The following is an 18,450-nucleotide window of genomic DNA, read 5'->3' as shown; positions in this document are numbered from 1 at the left end:
GTGTTCAACGCGTCCATTCCGCAGTGTCAGGGCCTGCTTGACAAGCCTAAGAGGTGCTGGTGTCATGCGAAGGCGCCAGGCGACCGGTCAAACGCCCGGACGATTACGGAGTCGATTCGACGTGGTGTGGCGCGGTCATTCGCGGAATGATTTCCCATATTGTGGTGTCGATCCGCCGGCACCTGTGATCACCGCTGTCAAGAATGAGGAGCGGAGCCGTGGACGAGAATCCATCCAGTAGGCCGAGGATGCTGAACAGCCGGATACCGGCCCAGGACGGGGTACGGCCGGACGGGCGCCACAAGCCCTTCCCCCTCACCGACATCCAGTACGCCTACGTGATCGGGCGGAACCGGGGCCTGGAGCTGGGCGGCGTCTCCAGCCACTTCTACTACGAGTTCGACAGCCCGCGGCTCGACCTGATCCGGCTCACCGAAGCCCTGAACAAGGTGGTCGACCGCCACGACATGCTGCGCGCGGTGGTGGAGCCGGACGGCAAGCAGCGGGTCCTCGACCGGGCGCCGCGTTACGAGATCGCCGCGACCGACCTGAGCGGCGAGCCACCCGCCGCGCGCTCGGCCGCGTTGGCGGAGGTCCGCGCCGAGCTGGCCGACCAGGTGCTGCCCGTAGACCACTGGCCTTCCTTCGACATCCGCGCGACGCTCCTGCCGGAGGACCGCCTCCGCCTGCACGTCAGCGTGGACCTGCTGTTCGTGGACATCCGCGGCCTGTTCCGGCTGCTGCGCGAGTGGCGGCGCCACTACGACGACCCGGGGTTCGACCCCGCGCCGCCGGGCCTGTCGTTCCGCGACTACGTGCTGGCCGAACGCGAGGTCGCCGCCGAGCCTGTCGGGCAACGCGCGGAGCAGTACTGGCTCTCCAGGCTCGACGAACTGCCCGCCGCGCCCGAGCTGCCCCTGGCCACCGCGCCGGAGATGATCGGCAGGCCCGACTTCAGCCGTCGCAGCGCGGTGCTGCCGGCACCGCGCTGGTCGGCGCTGACCGCGGCGGCGGCCCGCCACGACCTCACCCGGAGCGCCGTGCTGCTCGCCGCGTACTGCGAGGTCCTGCGCGCGTGGTCGCGCCGACCGGACTTCACCGTCGCGTTGAGCCTGCTCGACAAGTCGCCGCCGCACGCGGCTGTCGAGGAGGTCGTGGGTGACTTCCTGTCGCCGAGCCTGTTCGCCGTCGAGGCCGATGCCGGGCCGACCTTCCTCGACCGCGCGACGGCCGTCCGACGCAGGCTGCACGCGGACCTGGAGCACACGGCGTTCAGCGGCGTCCGCGTGCTGCGCGAGCTCACCCGCAGGCGAGGCGACGGCAACCGGGCGTCCGCGCCGGTGGTGTTCTCCGACATGCTCGGCCTGGACGGCGACGCCCTGGGCTGCTTCGGCGAGCTGGTGCACAGCGCGAGCCAGACACCGCAGGTGTGGCTGGAGAACCAGGTCGTGGAGCGGGACGGCGGTGTCGTCGTCACCTGGAACTGGGTCACCGGACTGTTCCCGCCCGGGATGGTCGACGCGATGTTCCACACCTACCGCGAGCTGCTCGACCGCCTCGCCGACGACGAGGACGAGTGGACGCGCATCGACGGCGTGGTGGAGCTGCCCGCGGCGCAGGCGGACGAACGGCGGCGCGCCAACGCCACGGCCACCGACCTGCCGCCCGTGCTGCTGCACGAGCTGGTCGGAGCGGCGGCCGAGCGCACACCGGACGCGGTCGCGGTGATCGCCGGCGGCGCCGAGGTCACCTTCCGGCGGCTCACGGAGTCCGCGCACCGGCTCGGCCACCGGCTGCGCGAGTGCTGCGGCGCCGATCCCAACACGGTGATCGCGGTGTCGATCCGGCCGGGCGCGGAGTTGGTCGCCGCCCTCCTCGGGGTGCTGCACTCGGGTGCCGCCTACGTGTCCATCGACCCGGAGCTGCCCGAGCAGCGGCGGCTCAAGCTGCTGCGCCGGTGCCGGGTGCGCGCCGTGGTCACCAGCGCGGACCTGCGGGAGGAACTGGTCTGGCCGGACGGCGTCGAGGTGGTCACCGCAGACGACCCCGAGACCGTGGGCCGGCCCACGACCTCGCCGGACCGCGTGCAGGGGCACGACGACCTGGCGTACGTGATCTTCACGTCGGGCTCCACCGGTGAGCCCAAGGGCGTGATGATCACCCACCGCAGTGCGGGCAACACCGTGCAGGACATCAACCTGCGCTTCGGCCTCGGCCGTGACGACCGCGTGCTGGCCTTGGCGCCGACGGGCTTCGACCTGTCGGTGTACGACATCTTCGGTGTGCTCGGCGCGGGTGGCGCGGTAGTGCTGCCCGCGCCGAGCCGGGCCGACGACGTCGTGCACTGGACCGAGCTCATCGACCGGCACCGCGTGACGATCTGGAACAGCGTGCCCGCGCCGATGCGGCTCTGGATCGACTCGCTGAACGGCGCCGAGTTCCCGCCGGGGCGCGGTCCGCGGCTGGCGCTGCTGAGCGGTGACTGGATCCCGACCACGCTGCCCGGCCGGATCCGCGCCCGCTTCCCGGAGATGGACGTGATCAGCCTCGGCGGCGCGACCGAGGGCTCGATCTGGTCGATCTTCCACCCGATCGGCGAGGTGGGGGAGGAGTGGCGCAGCATCCCCTACGGCAAGCCGCTGGCCAACCAGACGACGCACGTCCTGGACCGCGAGTTCCGCTCGTGCCCGACCTGGGTGACCGGCGAGATCCACATCGGGGGTGTCGGCGTCGCGCTGGGGTACTGGGACGACCCGGTGCGCACCGCCGAGCGGTTCGTCACCCACCCGGTCACCGGCGACCGGCTCTACCGCACCGGTGACCTGGGCCGGTACCTGCCGGGCGGCGACATCGAGATCCTCGGTCGCGACGACTTCCAGGTGAAGATCAACGGCTACCGCGTCGAGCTCGGCGAGATCGAGGTCGCGTTGAGCAGGCGGCCGGGCGTGCGGCAGGTGCTCGTGGCCGCGCCGACCCACCCGCGGAGCGGGCAGCGGCAACTGGCCGCGTACCTGGTCGTCGACCGCCCCGAGGACGCGGACCCGACCACCCTGCGCGCCGCGCTGTCCGACCAGCTGCCCGGCTACATGGTGCCCAACCACTACGTGACCATCGACGCGGTGCCGCTCACCGTCAACGGCAAGGTGGACCACGGCGCGCTGCCCGCGCCGTGGCGCGACTACGCCGAGTCGGAGGCGCGGTCGGCGCCGCGTGGTGACGTCGAACGCCGCCTGCTCAAGCTCTGGTCGGAGCAGTTGGGCCACACCGACTTCGGCGTCGAGGACGGCTTCTTCGACGTGGGCGGCGACTCCCTGCACGCCGTCGGCATCATCGGCGTCCTGCGCTCGGAGTTCGGCATCGACTCCGCTGCCGAGCAGGAGGTCGTCGAGGCCCTCTTCAGCAACGCGACCGTCGCCGACTTCGCCAAGGTGATCGAGGCGGTCAGGGGTTCGAAGTCGTGACCGGCGCACCGGAGTGGGACGTGGTCGTCGTCGGCGCGGGGTCGGCCGGCTCCGTGGTCGCGGCCAGGCTCGCCGCGGCGGGGCGGCGGGTCCTGGTGGTGGAGGCGGGCGCCGACCAGCCGCTCGTGCCGACGGCGCCGAACCCGCTGCGCGACGGGACGAAGCTGATCCTGGAGGGCCACAACTGGGACTACCAGGCCAACCTGCGCGGTGGCGGCAACGGCGGCTCCCGTGCGTTGTGGGGCCGGTTCCCCTACCGGCTGGGCAAGGTGGTCGGCGGGTCGTCCTCGGTGAACGGGGCCGTGGCCATGCGCGCGTTGCCCGGGGACTTCGCCGAGTGGGTGGACATGGGCAACCCGGACTGGTCCTGGAACCGGGTGCTGCCGTTCTACCGGAAAATCGAGCGCGATACCGACTTCCCAGGCGGTGATCACGGCGCCGACGGCCCGATCCCCATCCGAAGGCCGCGCCGCGACGAGCTGCACGCGTTGGACGCCGCGTTCTGGGACGAGTGCGTGCGCGCCGGGCTGCCCGTGCTGCCCGATCTCAACGCGGGGGTGGCCGACGGCGTCGGTCCGGTGCCCGCCAACACCGTGGGCGTGGAGCGGGTCGACACGGCCGCGGCCTACCTCGCGCCGGCGCGTTCGCTGCCCGGCCTGGTGATCCGCACCGGCTGCCAGGTCACGCGGCTGCTGCTCGACGGACGTCGCGTCACCGGTGTGGAGGTGCTGCGGGGCGACGAGGTCAGCCGGATCAGCGCCCGTCAGGTCGTGCTCAGCGCGGGTGCGATCGGCTCGCCGGTGATCCTGCTGCGGTCCGGCATCGGCGCCGCGGCGCGGTGCGCGGAACTGGGCGTGCCGTCGGTCGTGGACCTGCCCGGCGTCGGCGAGAACCTGGTCGACCACCCGTCGGTGGTGATCTGGGCCAAGCCACAGGACGGCCTGTGCACGCCGGGCATCCCGTGGCGGCAGGTCGCCGCACGGGTGTCCAGCGGTGTCGACGACGGTGACGCCGATCTCCAGGTGTGGCTGCTCAACAACGTCGAGACCAGGTCGATCCCCGGGTTCGCCGACCGGCTCGGCTGGCCGATGGTGGTGGGCATCTCGGTGATGCTGCTGCGACCGGCCTCCCGCGGGCGGGTCTACCTGGCCGACGCCGACCCCGCCTGCTCGCCGGTGATCGAGCTGGCCTTCGGCACGGTGGACGACGACGTCGAACGCCTGGCGCTCGGCGTGCGCAAGGCGTGGCGCATCCTGCGTTCGCCCGCGTTCGCCGAACGGCTCACCGAGATCCAGCTGTGGAACGACGCCATGGTGGCGGACGACGTGGTGCTGCGCAGCGCCGTCCGCAACGTCATGAGCCCCGGCTGGCACGCGATCGGGTCGGCCAGGATGGGGCCCGCCGGCGTGCCGATGTCCGTGGTCGACCAGCAGTGCCGCGTCCACGGTGTGGTGAACCTGCGCGTGGTGGACGCCTCGGTGTTCCCCACCATGCCCAGCGCGCCCACCAACCTCACCACGATCATGCTGGCGGAGAAGATCGCCGCCGCCATGGGCGGATGAGCGCCGTGTCGCCCGTCCACCTCTACTGCTTCCCGTACGCGGGCGCCACCTCGGCGATCTACCGGCCGTGGCGTGCCGTCGGGCCGGCCGGCCTGCGGGTCGTCGGCGTCGACCTGCCCGGCCGGGGCGCCCGGCGGGCCGAGCAGCGGGTCACCGACTACCGCGCGCTGGTCGCGGCACTGGCCGACAGCGTCGTCACCGACCTGCGCCAGGCCTCGGACCGGCCGCGTTACGCGACGTTCGGGCACAGCTTCGGCGCGCTGGTCAGCCTGGCCGTGGCCGACGCGGTGGCCCGAGAGGTCGGGTACCCGCCGCTGCGGTCGGTGCTGTCGGCCTCGCTGCCGCCGCGGCTGCACTCCACCGAGGACGAGGTCGCCGCCCTCGGCGACGCCGAACTGCTGGACAAGATCCGCGCCGACGGCGGCACCGCGCCGGAGCTGCTCGCCAACGAGGCCATGGCCGGGTACCTGATCCGGCTGATGCGCGAGGACCACGCGGTCCGCGCCCAGTTCCCGCTGGATCGGACGTTGCTCGTGCCGTTCCCGCTCACCACGGTCGCGGCACGGGACGACCGCTACGTCACGCCGCGGCAGATGCGGCTGTGGGCCGAGCACACCACCGCGCCGGTCGACCAGGTCGAGATCACCGGTGGGCACTTCGCCGCGTTCAGGGACCCGGCCGCGACGCTCGTGCTCGTGCACGCGGAGTTGTGCCCGCCCGCTGACGCGACCGGTGCGGACCCCGGTGACGCGACCGGTGCGGACCCCGGCGACCCACTCGCCACACGCCGCTGACCGAAGGGGACAGCCGATGGACGTCAACCCGTACGAGCCCCACCACGAGGAGTTCCGCGACCTGTGCCGCACGTTCCTGGCCCGCGAAGCGGTCCCGTACCACGACGGGTGGGAGGAGCAGGGCATCATCGACCGCGAGGTCTGGCGCAAGGCGGGCAAGGCCGGACTGCTCGGCCTCGGCGTCCCGGTCGAGTACGGCGGCGCCGACGAGCCCGACTTCCGCTACACCGGGGTGTTCATCGAGGAGCTGGTCCGAGCCGGGGTCACCGCGCCGGGTTTCGTCGCGCACAACGACCTGATCGCCTGCTACCTGTCCGTGCGCACCACGCCCGAGCAGAAGGCGCGGTGGCTGCCGGGTCTGTGCTCGGGCGACCTCATCGCCGCGATCGCGATGACCGAGCCGGGCGCGGGGTCGGACCTCGGCGGCATCAGGACCACAGCCTCGCGCGATGGCGACTGCTACGTGCTCAACGGCCAGAAGACGTTCATCACCAACGGCGAGAACGCCGACCTGGTCATCGTCGCGGCCAAGACCATGTCCGCGCGCGGCCACCAGGGGATCAGCCTGCTGGTCGTCGAACGCGGCACGCCCGGGTTCACCCGCGGTCGGCGGATGGACAAGCTCGGCTGGCGGGCCAGCGACACCACGGAGCTGTTCTTCGACGGCTGCCGCGTGCCGGTGGCCAACCTGATCGGCAAGGAGAACGCCGGCCAGGGCTACCTGATGGCGGGCATACCGCGTGAGCGGATGTGCATCGCCACGGTCGCGGTCGCCACCGCGGAGACGATGCTCGCCGACACGCTGGCCCACGCGACCACCCGGAAGGCGTTCGGCCAGACCATCGGCAGCTTCCAGCACAACCGGTTCGTGCTGGCGACCCTGGACACCGAGATCACCCTCGCCCGCGTCTTCCTCAACCACTGCACGACCGAGCTGAACGCGGGGCGGCTGACCGTCACCGACGCGGCGAAGGTCAAGTGGTGGACGACCGAGCTCCAGGTCGAGGTCGCCGACCGGTGCCTCCAGCTGCACGGAGGCTCCGGGTACGTCAGGGAGAGCCCGATCTCCTCGCACTGGGCCAACAGCCGCGTGCAGACGATCTACGGGGGCACCACCGAGATCATGAAGGAGATGATCGGGCGCTCGCTCGGACTGTGACCCACGGTAACCGCAGGACAGAGCTGGAGGATCGCGCAATGGTCGAGGGGACACCCACCATCTTCGAGTGGATGGGCGGCGCGGAAGCGCTGGAGAAGCTGACCGAGGACTTCTACCGCCGCGTCCTCGAGGACGAGTTGCTCGCGCCGGTGTTCCGGCGGATGACCGCGGACCACCCCAAGGACGTCGCGGTCATGCTCGGCGAGGTTTTCGGCGGGCCCAAGGAGTACACGGACGAGCACGGCGGGTTCGCCCGCCTGCTGTCCAAACACCGCAACCGCGACATCAAGCCCGAGCAGCGCGAGCGCTGGGTCCGGCTGATGCTCCAGGCGGCCGACGCCGTGGGGCTGCCGACGGACCGGGAATTCCGGTCGGCGTTCGTGGCCTACCTGGAGTGGGGTTCGCGCGGCGCGATGGCCAACTCGCAACGTGGCGCGCAACCGGCCATGCGGGAGTCCATCAAGGTCTGGGGCTGGGGCGAAGCGCCTCCGGTCGGGGAGTAGCGCGCGAGTGGATGTCCCGCGATCGCACACCCGAGCGCACCGGGGGCCGTGTCCCCCGGTGCGCCCGCCCACCGCCGTCCGGTCAGGAGGTCTTCGCCGCCACGGCGGCGGCGATGTCCTGCTGGACCAGGTCGAAGTTGATCGCGAAGCCCGCCGCGCACCCCATCCCGGCCGCGGTGACGACCTGAGCCTTCGGATCGATCACGTTGCCGACCGCGTAGACGCCCGGCACGCTGGTCCGACCGGCCTTGTCGACGGTCACCCAGCCGTCCTCGCCGACGGCGCAGCCCACCTTGGTCAGCAGGGCGTCGCGCGGCACCATGCGCGGCACCACGAACACCACCGAGCGGGCCACGAGGTCGCCGTCGGCCGGGACGACACCGCGCACGGCGTCGTCCCGCACCACGACCTCGGCGACGGCGCCGTCCACGACCTCGATGCCCCGGGCCGCGAGCGTGGCGCGGTCCTCGTCGGACAGGTCGAGGGTGTGGGCGAAGAGCGTCACGTCGGCCGACCACTGGCGCAGCAGCTGCGCGTGAGAGATCGAGCCGGGGCTGACGCCGAGCACGCCGAGCGCCTGGTCGCGGAACTCGTAGCCGTGGCAGTAGGGGCAGTGCACGACGTCGCGGCCCCAGCGGTCGCGCACCCCGGGGATGTCTGGCAGCTCGTCCCGCAGGCCCGTGGCCACGACCACGCTCCTGGCGCGCAGCACCTGCCCGTTGTCCATCGACGCCGTGAAACCCCCGCCGTCGAACGCGACCAGGTCGTCCACCACCGCGTTGATCATCGTGGCGCCGTAGCCGACCACCTCCTCGCGGCCGACCTCCAGGAAGGCCGACGGCGACATGCCGTCCCTGGACAGGAATCCGTGCATGTGCTCCGCCGGGGCGTTGCGCGGCTGCCCGTTGTCGACGACCGCGACCCTCCGTCGAGCACGGGCCAGCAGCAGAGCCGCGTTGAGCCCTCCCGCGCCCGCGCCGATCACGACGACGTCGTAGTCGCTGTCAGTGGCCAAGTCCGTCATTGTGGATCACCTCCGCCGCCATGGTGAATCGGCTGGGCGCGCCAGGGCAACGTCCGTTGCCGTTTCCGGGACGCACTGGTGTCATAGCGGTATGGCACAGTTCGACGACATCACGGCCGCCCTCGCCGCCGTCGGCCCCCGGCTGAACCGCCTTCGCACCCAGCGCGGGATGAGTCTGTCCCAGCTCTCCGGTCTGACCGGGATATCGAGGAGCACGTTGTCGCGGTTGGAGGTCGGTCAGCGCCGGCCGAGCCTGGAATTATTGCTGCCCATTGTCCGGGTGTACGGGATTCCGCTGGACGAGCTGATCGGCGGACCGGAGGTCGCCGACCCGAGGGTCCGGCCGACACCGCGCCGGGTGGACGGCAGCGTGGTGCTCGCGCTCACCCGCGAGCCGGGACCGTTGCACACCTTCAAGACGATCATCCCGCCGGACCGCAGCACGCCCGACCTGTGCACGCACGACGGTTACGAATGGCTTTACGTGCTCTCGGGGCAATTGCGGCTGGTCCTGGCCGACCAGGACCTGGTGCTGGAGGCGGGCGAGGCGGCCGAGTTCGACACCAGGGAGCCGCACTGGTTCGGCGCCACGGGCGCGGGCCCGGTCGAGGTGCTGAACATTCTCGGGCCACAGGGCGAGCGTATCCACATGCGCGTGAAACGGGATGTGGAAATTGTCGGCGAGGGTGCGTGACGCGGCGTTGCCGCAGCCTTGCGTTCATTGTCGGATCGCGGATTCGGTGGCACGATCCGGAGTGCCGCACGGAATACGGGCGATCCTGCTCGGCGACATTCCATGAAAGTTTGCCGTGCGGTTTCCTTTGACTGGATGGGAAGCTGCATGAATTCTCCTGGTCTGGCCAAGAAGAACTTCGACGTGATCATCGTCGGGAACGGCGTGCTCGGCCTGTCGCTCGGCCTGGTGCTGGCCCGACGCGGGCAGGACGTCGCCGTGCTGGGCGAGTCGCACCGCCCGTTCGCGGGCACTACCGCGTCCGGCGCGATGCTCGGTACCTTCGGCGAGGTCACCACCACGCTGGTGGGCAGCGACGCCGGCCGGCACAAGCTGGAGCTCGGCATCAAGGCGACCGGGATGTGGCCGGAGTGGCTCGACGGCCTCGGCGACGGCGCGGCCGACGAGATCCTCACCGCGGACGGGACCACCGTCATCCTCAACGCCATCGGCATGGCCGAGATCGACGACACGAACTTCCGCGCCATCCGCGACGAGCTGATCCGGTACGACGCGCCGTTCGAGGACGTGGACCCGCTCGACCTGGAGTGGGTCGAGGCGGAGCCGCTCTCCCGGCCGCTGAGGGCGCTGCACATCCCCGGCGAGCACGCGGTCGACTCGGCCGCCCTGATGGTGCGGTTGCAGGACGCCTTCGTCGCCGCCGGCGGCGTGCTGGTCGAGGCAGAGGCCACCAAGGTCGACCACACCGGCGACCGGGTGACCGGGGTGACGCTGACCGACGGCGACCACCTGACCGGCGGGCAGGTGGCGCTGGCCGCGGGCGCCCGCACGCAGGCGCTGCTCGACCGGCTGCCGGTCGGCGGGCACATTCCGCCGCTGGTCAGCGGCTACGGCGTGTCGGTGCTGATGAAGACGTTCGACGGCACCGCGCCGCGCAGCGTCATCCGGACCCCGAACCGGTCGTTCGCGTGCGGTCTGCACCTCGTGCCGCGCGGCGAGGGCCAGGTCTACATCGGCGCCACCAACGTCATCTCGACTCAGCCGAGGGACCTCGCGGACATGCGCGACATGGTGTTCCTCATGCAGTGCGCGCACCGCCAGATCCGGATGAACCTGTGGGCGAGCCCGGTGCAGAAGGTCCAGGTCGGCAACCGGCCGGTGTCGGTGGACGGCTTCCCGCTGCTCGGCTCGGGCGGGATGGCCGGACTGTGGATCATGACCGGCACCTACCGGGACGGCCTGCACATGTCCCCCCTGGTGGCGCGTGAGATGACGGCCCGCATCCTGGGCGAGCCGACCGCGGAGGACTTCGAGCTGTTCACCCCGCTGCGCAGGCCGATCCAGGCGTCGAGCCGCGAGCAGATCGTGACGACCACGTTCTTCGAGCAGTTCGCGATCGGCCCGGAGCAGGACTGGACGCTGCCGGTCGACTGGCACTACTGGATCGGCATGGACCTGCGGCCCGCGATCGAGCGCTGGGTCGAGGAGATCGACCCGGAGATCACGCCGCCCGCGGAGCTGGTCTTCAGCTCCCGCCTGGACCCCGACCTGCTCAAGCTGCTCCGGGAGTACTACGCGCGGACCCGCCGGGTCTGGTGACCCGACTGCCCCAGCGCCATGGTGTCCTCGCTCGGTCGTGCGAGCGAGGACACCGTGCCTTCCGGCGTTTCAGGGCAGGACGGCGGACGCTTCGACCTCGATGGGGAACTCGGGCTCGGCGGGTGCGGCCACGCCGATCAACGTCGTCGGTCGCACGAGGTCGAGCCGAATCGTCCCGGTTCCGGCAACGGAACTTGCCAGGGAGTCGCCGTCTTGCCCAACCTGGGCCCCGGAGACGACCAGCCATCGGCAGAACGGATTCGGTCCCAGCCAATGACCACAGAACTTGCCGCCACCCTGATCCGAGGTGCCGTCCGATGAGCGCCGAAGCCGTCACGCAACCAGCTGTCGACAGCGGCAAGAGGCTGCCGCTCGGCGTCTACCTGCTCGCGTTCAGCCTTCTCGCGATGGGCAGTGCCGAGTTCCTGGTCGCCGGTGTGCTGCCGGCGATCGCCGACGACCTGGCCATCACGCTGCCCGCCGCCGGCGCGTTGATCACGGCCTTCGCCATCGCGGTGGTGATCGGCGGGCCGCCGATGGCGGTGCTGACCCTGCGGTGGCCCCGGCGCACCACGTTGGTCGTCACGCAGCTGCTGTTCGCCGCCGCCGTGGCCGTCAGCCTCCTCGTTGACGACTACGCGGTGATCCTGGTCGCCCGGTTCGTCTGCGGTATCGCCTACGCCGGGTTCTGGGCGGTCGCGGCGGTCACCGCGATCAGCCTCGTCCCGCCGGAACGCACCGCACGCGCGTCCGGGGTGGTCGTCAGCGGGCTCAGCATCGCGATGCTCGCAGGTGGGCCGGCGAGCGCGTTGCTCAGCTACTACACCGGGTGGCGGGGCGGCTTCTGGGCCGTGTTCGCGCTGACCTTGATCGGCGCGATCCTGACCGCGGCGGCCGTGCCCGCGACGAAGTCGGCCGTGGAACCCGGTGTGCGGCAGGAACTGCGGGCCATGAAGCAGCCCCGGCTGTACGCGGTCTACGCCGCCACGCTGCTGAGCACCGCGTCCTACATGATCACGTACAACTACCTCGCGCCGCTCCTGACCGACGTCACCGGGCTGGGCGCGGTGTGGGTGCCGCCGATCCTCACGCTGTTCGGCATCGGCGCGTTCGTGGGCCTGTCCATCGGCGGCCGGATCGCCGACGCCCGGCCCTTCCACGCGTTGCTGATCGGTGCGATCGGGATCGGGGTGTCCTCGGTCCTGCTCGCGCTCCTCGCCGAGCACGACATCGCGGTGATCGTCCTCGTGGTGCTCATGGGCATCGCGGGCTTCGTGCTGAACCCGGCGATCTACGGCCGGGTGTTCACCCTGGCGGGACAGGCGCCGACCCTCGCCGGGTCGACCGCGGTGTCGATGTTCCAGCTCGGCATCAGCCTCGTGCCGGTGTTCGCGGGCATCGCGCTCAGCGCGGGCGCGGAGTTCACCGCGATCCCGTGGATCGGCGCGGGCCTGGCGGTCCTGACGGTCCCGGCCGTCCTGGTGGACCGGACGATCACCCGCCGTCGCGCGGCCGCCGATCGAGCGGTCTGACCAGGGGCGCCGACCCGCACCCCCGCCGGGCCTGCCGGGCTTCGGACATGGGCGACGCTCGGGCCTCAGTCCTCCCGGTCCTTCCTGACCTCATCCTTCGTCTCATGCTCCCGCTCGGTCGACGCGAGGGCCTTTTCCGTCGTGTCGTCCGGTGGCACCCGGTGCTTGCCGGGATGGGTCAGCGAGAAGTGCGACTCGTCGCGCATCCGCTCCACCATGTGCGGGTAGTGGAGTTCGAACGCGGGCCGCTCCGACCGGATCCGGGGCAGTTCGGTGAAGTTGTGCCGGGGCGGCGGGCACGTCGTCGCCCATTCGAGCGAGTTCCCGAAGCCCCACGGGTCGTCGTGCCCCGCCGGGTCGCCGAACCGGTAGCTGCGCAGCACGTTCCACACGAATGGCAGGACGGACGCGCCCAGCAGGAAGGCCCCGATCGTGGAGATGGTGTTCATCAGGGTGAACCCGTCGGACGGCAGGTAGTCGGCGTACCGGCGCGGGAAGCCGATGTTGCCCAGCCAGTGCTGGATCAGGAACGTCAGGTGGAACCCGAGGAACGTGGTCCAGAAGTGGAGCTTGCCCAGCGGCTCGTTCAGCATCCGCCCGGTCATCTTGGGGAACCAGAAGTAGATGCCCGCGTACGTGGCGAACACGATCGTCCCGAACAGCACGTAGTGGAAGTGCGCCACCACGAAATACGTGTCCGTGACGTGGAAGTCCAGCGGCGGCGACGCCAGGATGATGCCGGTCAGCCCACCGAGCAGGAACGTGATCAGGAACCCGACGCTGAACAGCATCGGCGTCTCCAGCGTGATCTGCCCCTTCCACATGGTGCCGATCCAGTTGAAGAACTTGATCCCGGTCGGCACCGCGATGAGGAACGTCATCAGCGAGAAGAACGGCAGCAGCACCGCTCCCGTCGCGAACATGTGGTGCGCCCACACCGCCACCGACAGCGCGGCGATCGCGAACGTGGCGAACACCAGCCCCTTGTAGCCGAACAACGGCTTCCGGCTGAACACCGGGAAGATCTCCGACACGATGCCGAAGAACGGCAGCGCCACGATGTACACCTCGGGATGCCCGAAGAACCAGAACAGGTGCTGCCACAGGATCACCCCGCCGTTCGCGGGGTCGAACACGTGCGCGCCCAGGTGCCGGTCGGCGGCCAACCCCATCAGCGCCGCGGTGAGGATCGGGAACGCGATCAGGATCAGCAGGCTGGTGACGAAGATGTTCCAGGTGAAGATCGGCATCCGGAACATGGTCATGCCGGGCGCGCGCAGGCAGCACACCGTCGTCACCATGTTCACCCCGCCCAGGATCGTGCCGAGCCCGGACACCGCCAGGCCCATGATCCACAGGTCCGCGCCGATGCCCGGAGCGTGCACGGCGCTGCTCAACGGCGTGTAGGCGGTCCAGCCGAAGTCCGCCGCGCCGCCCGGCGTGACGAACCCGGCCATCACGGTCAGCCCGCCGAACAGGTAGAGCCAGTACGAGAGCGCGTTGAGCCGGGGGAACGCCACGTCCGGCGCGCCGATCTGCAACGGCAGGATGTAGTTCGCGAACCCGAACAGGATCGGCGTCGCGTACAGCAGCAGCATGATCGTGCCGTGCATGGTGAACAGCTGGTTGTACTGCTCGGTCGACAGGAACTGGAGCCCCGGCCGGGCCAGCTCGCCCCGGATCAGCAACGCCATCAGGCCGCCGACCATGAAGAACATGAACGACGTCGACAGGTAGAGCAGCCCGATCTGCTTCGGGTCGGTGGTCTTGAGCAGACCCAGGAACACCGCGCCCTTGGACCGTCGTCTGGCCGCACCCGGATGGGTGATCACGGGTTCCGGTTTGAGCGCGGTCATCCCGCCTCCCTCGTCCCGACGATGTCCTGACGACGTCCCGACGGCGCAAGCCACATCACATGCTCCTCCGGTCGACCGCGCCCGGCAAACGCGCGGGACCGGCGTTCAGCCGACTTCGGGTGTCTTGACCTGCTGTTCTATCGCGCCGGACGCCCGTTCGAGGAAGCGCAGCAACTCCACCGGGAACGGAAGCACCAACGTCGAGTTCTTCTCCGCGGCCACCTCCACGATGGTCTGGAGCAGCCGGAGCTGGAGCGCGGCGGGCGTCTCGGCCATCGCCGCGGCGGCCTCGGACAGCTTCTTCGACGCCTGCAACTCGCCGTCCGCGGTGATGACCCGGGCCCGCCGTTCCCGCTCGGCCTCGGCCTGCCGCGACATCGACCGCTTCATGCTCTCCGGCAGCGCCACGTCCTTGATCTCGACCCGGTCGATCTCGATGCCCCACGACAGCGCCGGGTTGTCGATCATCAGCTCCAGGCCCTGGTTGAGGCGCTCCCGGTTCGACAGCAGGTCGTCCAACTCGCTCTTGCCGATGATCGAGCGCAACGACGTCTGCGCGACCTGGAGCATGGCGAACCGGTAGTCCTCGACGCTGACCACCGCCCGGACCGGGTCCACCACCTTGAAGTACACGACCGCGTCCACCCGCACGGTGACGTTGTCGCGCGTGATGCCGTCCTGCGCGGGGATCGGCTGGGTGACGATCTGGAGGTTCACCTTCCGGAGCCGGTCGACGCCCGGCACGACCATGGTCAACCCCGGCCCGCGCAACTCCGGCCGCACCTTGCCGAACCGGAAGACCAACGCCTGTTCGTACTGCTTCACCACACGCGCGCTGCCCGCGAGCCCGAGCGCGGCCAGACCGAGCACGCCGATGACGATGTCGAGGATCATCGCGACCATCTCCCTGGTCAGAGGGTACGCCCGCCGTCCCACCAGGCGGACGTTCGTCCACCGTCCGACGGGGGAGTTAGGGTCGTTGATATGCAGACCTGGTCATCTACTCCAGTCCCGCGGGTAGCGGGCGAGCCGCGCCCGCTGCGGCTGTTCGACACCGCCACCGGTGAGGTGCGCCCGACCGCCCCCGGCGCCACCGCCAGGCTGTACGTCTGCGGCATCACCCCGTACGACGCCACCCACCTGGGGCACGCCGCCACCTACCTGGCGTTCGACCTGGTGCACCGGCTGTGGCTCGACAACGGCCACGACGTGCACTACGTCCAGAACGTCACCGACATCGACGACCCGCTGCTGGAGCGCGCGGAGCGGGACCAGGACGACTGGGTCGTGCTCGGCATGCGCGAGACCGCGCTGTTCCGCGAGGACATGGTGGCGCTGCGGGTGCTGCCGCCGCGCGAGTACGTCGGCGCTGTGGAGGCGATCCCGGAGATCGTCGAGGCCATCGCGAAGCTGATGGCGAGCGGGGCCGCGTACCGGGTGGACGACGACGAGTACCCCGACATCTACTTCGACCAGTCGGCCACCGGCCGGTTCGGCTACGAGTCGAACTACGACCTGGAGACGATGACCCGGTTCTTCGGCGAGCGCGGGGGCGACCCGGACCGGCCCGGCAAGCGGCACCCGTTGGACGCCTTGATGTGGCGGACCGCGCGACCCGGCGAGCCGTCGTGGCCGTCCGAGTTGGGCCCCGGCCGGCCGGGGTGGCACATCGAGTGCAGCGCGATCGCGCTGAACCGGCTCGGCACCGCGTTCGACCTGCAGGGCGGCGGCTCCGACCTGATCTTCCCGCACCACGAGTTCTCCGCCGCGCACGCCGAGTCGTTGACCGGTGAGCACCCGTTCGCGCGGCACTACGTGCACGCGGGCATGATCGGGCTGGACGGCGAGAAGATGTCCAAGTCCCGCGGCAACCTGGTGTTCGTGTCCAAGCTGCGGGCGGAGAAGGTCGACCCGAACGCGGTCCGGCTGGCGTTGTTCTCGGGCCACTACCGCGCGGACCGGCCGTGGAGCGACGCGCTGCTGGCGGAGGCCCAGGCGCGGCTGGCGAAGTGGCGCGAGGCGGCGGCACTGTCGACCGGGCCGAGCGCGGCGGACGTGGTCGCCAGACTGCGCGACCACCTGGGCGACGACCTTGACACGCCCCGCGCGCTGGCGGCCCTGGACGGCTGGGCGGCGGAGGCCCTGTCGACCGGCGGTTCGGACGCCACGGCGCCGACCCTCTTCCGGACCGCGGTGGACTCGCTGCTGGGCGTCGAGCTGTAGCCAGAGTTGTAGACAGAGCTGTAGACAGAGCTGTAGTCAGGCGACACGCGAGCGGGGCCGCCACCCGAAAAGGGTGACGGCCCCGCTCTGTCACATCAGGGCTCAGACGTCGAGCGTCCAGCTGTTGATGTAGCCCGTGTCCAGGGACGCCTGGTCACGGACGCGCAGCTTCCAGACGCCCGCGGCGGCCTCGGACGAGGCGTTCACGGTGTACGTCCGGTTGATGTTGTCGGTGCTGCTGCCGCTGCGGTTGTGCAGGTTGTAGACCGAGCCGTCCGGCGCGACCAGGTCGACGATCAGGTCGCCGATGTAGGTGTGCCGGATGTCGACCGCAACGGTGGTGGCGGACGAGGCGTTGCCCGCGCAGCTCAGCGAGATCGAGCTGCTCACGTCGGAGTTGTCGCCGATCGTCACGTCGGTGCCGTTGGTGGCCGCGGCGCAGCCGCTGGTCGACGTGATCGCCCACGAGAACGTGGTGCTGCCGGTCAGGCCGGCCGCGTCACGCACGGTCGCCGTCACCGAGTAGTTGGCCACGGTCGTCGGCGTGCCGCTGATGAGGCCGGACGTGCTGATCGACAGGCCGGCGGGCAGGCCCGTCGCCGAGAACGTGTACGGCGCGGTGCCGCCGGTGGCGGACAGCTGCTTGCTGACCGCGGTGCCGACGAGCGTCGTCTGGCTGCCCGGGTTGGTGACGGCCGGGCCGCTGGGGGTGCCCGTGCCGGTGAACAGCAGCTTGTTCGGCGATCCGGTGCCCGCGTTGGTGATCTTGTCCGGGGTGGCGGCGGCGACGATCGCCGCGTTCACCGTCGGCGGGGTGGCCGAGGGGTTGTTCGCCAGGTACAGCGCGACCGCGCCCGCGACGTGCGGCGACGCCATCGACGTGCCGCTGATGGTGTTGGTGGAGGTGTCGTTCGTCATCCACGCCGAGGTGATGTTCTGGCCGGGCGCGAACAGGTCGGTGCAGGTGCCGAAGTTCGAGAACGACGCACGCGCGTCGGCGTTGGTCGACGCGTTCACGCTCAGCGCCTCGGCGACCCGGGCCGGCGAGTAGTTGCACGCGTTCGCGTTCGAGTTGCCCGACGCCACCGCGTACGTGATGCCCGACGCGATGGAGTTGCGCACCGCGGTGTCGAGCGCGGAGTCCACGCCGCCGCCCAGCGACATGTTCGCCACGGCCGGCTTGACCGCGTTCTGGGTGACCCAGTTGACGCCGTTCACGACGCCCGCCGTGGTGCCGGAGCCCGCGCAGTTGAGCACCTTGACCGCGATCAGCTGCACGCCCTTGGCCACGCCGTAGGCCGTGCCGCCGACGGTGCCGGCGACGTGCGTGCCGTGGCCGTTGCAGTCGGTGTTGTTGGTGTCGACGGTGTTGGTGCCCCAGGTGGCACGGCCGCCGAAGTCGCTGTGCGTCGTCCGGATGCCCGTGTCGATGATGTACGCCCGCACGTTGCTCGCGGTCGTGGAGTAGTTGTAGGCGCTGTCCAGCGGCAGGTTGCGCTGGTCGATCCGGTCCAGGCCCCACGACGGCGGGTTCGGCTGGACGGCGTTCAGCGACACCGGCAGGTCGGCCTGCACGAACGCGACCCGCGGGTCGGCGGCGAGACGCCTGGCCTGCCCCTCGGACAGCGAGGCGTGGAAGCCGTTGAGGGCGTGCTGCCAGGCCACGCGGACCTTGCCGCCGTACTTGCCGACCAACGAGGACGCGGTCGACGCGGAGTCCGAGCGCGGCGACGCGGCGTCGTTCAGGGCCACGATGTACGAACCGGGGACGGCGTCGGCGCGCTCGGCGCCGAGCACGTCGCCCTCGGCCGAGGCCACTCCGGTGTTGGCGAAGGCCAGCGCGGCGGCCGACACGGCGGCCAGGCCGAGCACGGCCAGTCTTCTGGTGGTGCGGGCGTCTCCCATGGCAGGGTTCTCCCTTTTGGGCAGGGCTGCGCGGCCGTGCCGGGCGGGTGCGCCGGTCGGCCGTGCGATGCAGGGTGGGGACGTTCGCGCGAACTGGGTGTAGCGACCTGGTCACCTGCATGCTCCGTGACGACACCG

13 protein-coding genes are annotated in these 18,450 nt (G+C 70.7%); 9 read left to right on the top strand and 4 right to left on the bottom strand.

What is annotated here, in order from left to right; translation table 11 throughout:
• Nucleotides 1-218 precede the first annotated feature (218 nt).
• The 5 genes from F4560_RS18885 to F4560_RS18865 are packed head-to-tail and all read left to right on the top strand — an operon-like array spanning nt 219 to nt 7,479.
• Nucleotides 219-3,461 (top strand): non-ribosomal peptide synthetase, encoded by a 3,243-nt coding sequence (locus F4560_RS18885; protein ID WP_312869359.1) that lies wholly within the window; start codon nt 219-221, stop codon nt 3,459-3,461.
• A complete protein-coding gene (locus F4560_RS46220) occupies nt 3,458-5,023 on the top strand; it encodes a GMC family oxidoreductase (protein ID WP_184921768.1) in 1,566 nt (521 codons plus the stop codon). Before F4560_RS18885 ends, F4560_RS46220 begins: the two co-directional genes overlap by 4 nt.
• A complete protein-coding gene (locus tag F4560_RS18875) occupies nt 5,020-5,817 on the top strand; it encodes a thioesterase II family protein (protein WP_184921767.1) in 798 nt (265 codons plus the stop codon). Before F4560_RS46220 ends, F4560_RS18875 begins: the two co-directional genes overlap by 4 nt.
• Before the next feature lie 16 nt (nt 5,818-5,833).
• A complete protein-coding gene (locus F4560_RS18870) occupies nt 5,834-6,976 on the top strand; it encodes an acyl-CoA dehydrogenase family protein (protein WP_184921766.1) in 1,143 nt (380 codons plus the stop codon).
• A gap of 38 nt (nt 6,977-7,014) precedes the next feature.
• Nucleotides 7,015-7,479 carry a group II truncated hemoglobin gene (locus F4560_RS18865; RefSeq protein ID WP_184921765.1) on the top strand — a complete coding sequence of 155 codons (465 nt, stop codon included), beginning with the start codon at nt 7,015-7,017 and terminating at the stop codon, nt 7,477-7,479.
• A gap of 82 nt (nt 7,480-7,561) precedes the next feature.
• Here the strand turns inward: F4560_RS18865 and F4560_RS18860 are convergent, their stop codons facing one another.
• The gene (locus tag F4560_RS18860) at nt 7,562-8,503 is read right to left on the bottom strand and encodes an NAD(P)/FAD-dependent oxidoreductase (RefSeq protein ID WP_184921764.1); all 942 of its coding nucleotides are present in this window, start codon (nt 8,501-8,503) and stop codon (nt 7,562-7,564) included.
• Nucleotides 8,504-8,594: 91 nt separating this feature from the next.
• On the opposite strand from F4560_RS18860, the gene F4560_RS18855 reads away from it, so the two are divergent.
• From F4560_RS18855 to F4560_RS18845, 3 genes are all read left to right on the top strand, one after another.
• A complete protein-coding gene (locus F4560_RS18855; RefSeq protein WP_184921763.1) occupies nt 8,595-9,197 on the top strand; it encodes a helix-turn-helix domain-containing protein in 603 nt (200 codons plus the stop codon).
• Nucleotides 9,198-9,344: 147 nt separating this feature from the next.
• On the top strand, nt 9,345-10,796 hold the full coding sequence (locus tag F4560_RS18850) for an NAD(P)/FAD-dependent oxidoreductase (protein WP_184921762.1): 1,452 nt from the start codon (nt 9,345-9,347) through the stop codon (nt 10,794-10,796).
• 317 nt (nt 10,797-11,113) lie between these two features.
• Complete coding sequence (locus F4560_RS18845; protein WP_184921760.1) at nt 11,114-12,328, top strand: MFS transporter; 1,215 nt, start codon at nt 11,114-11,116, stop codon at nt 12,326-12,328.
• Nucleotides 12,329-12,393: 65 nt separating this feature from the next.
• On the opposite strand, the gene ctaD is transcribed toward F4560_RS18845, so the two are convergent.
• Together ctaD and F4560_RS18835 are read right to left on the bottom strand one after the other, a co-directional pair.
• Nucleotides 12,394-14,184 carry an aa3-type cytochrome oxidase subunit I gene (ctaD, locus tag F4560_RS18840; RefSeq protein WP_184921759.1) on the bottom strand — a complete coding sequence of 597 codons (1,791 nt, stop codon included), beginning with the start codon at nt 14,182-14,184 and terminating at the stop codon, nt 12,394-12,396.
• A gap of 105 nt (nt 14,185-14,289) precedes the next feature.
• Complete coding sequence (locus F4560_RS18835) at nt 14,290-15,078, bottom strand: SPFH domain-containing protein (protein WP_184921758.1); 789 nt, start codon at nt 15,076-15,078, stop codon at nt 14,290-14,292.
• 90 nt (nt 15,079-15,168) lie between these two features.
• Here F4560_RS18835 and mshC point away from each other — a divergent pair, with 90 nt between their 5' ends.
• A complete protein-coding gene (gene mshC / locus F4560_RS18830; RefSeq protein WP_184921757.1) occupies nt 15,169-16,407 on the top strand; it encodes a cysteine--1-D-myo-inosityl 2-amino-2-deoxy-alpha-D-glucopyranoside ligase in 1,239 nt (412 codons plus the stop codon).
• 102 nt (nt 16,408-16,509) lie between these two features.
• Here mshC and F4560_RS18825 read toward each other — a convergent pair whose 3' ends face one another.
• Entirely contained in the window at nt 16,510-18,312 is a 1,803-nt protein-coding gene (locus F4560_RS18825) for a S8 family peptidase (protein ID WP_184921756.1), read from the bottom strand.
• Between the last annotated feature and the right edge of the window lie 138 nt (nt 18,313-18,450).

This window comes from Saccharothrix ecbatanensis (assembly GCF_014205015.1).
Taxonomy (GTDB): domain Bacteria; phylum Actinomycetota; class Actinomycetes; order Mycobacteriales; family Pseudonocardiaceae; genus Actinosynnema; species Actinosynnema ecbatanense.
Note: the sequence above shows the minus strand (reverse complement) of the source record. Positions and strands in the feature narration are given on the sequence as shown.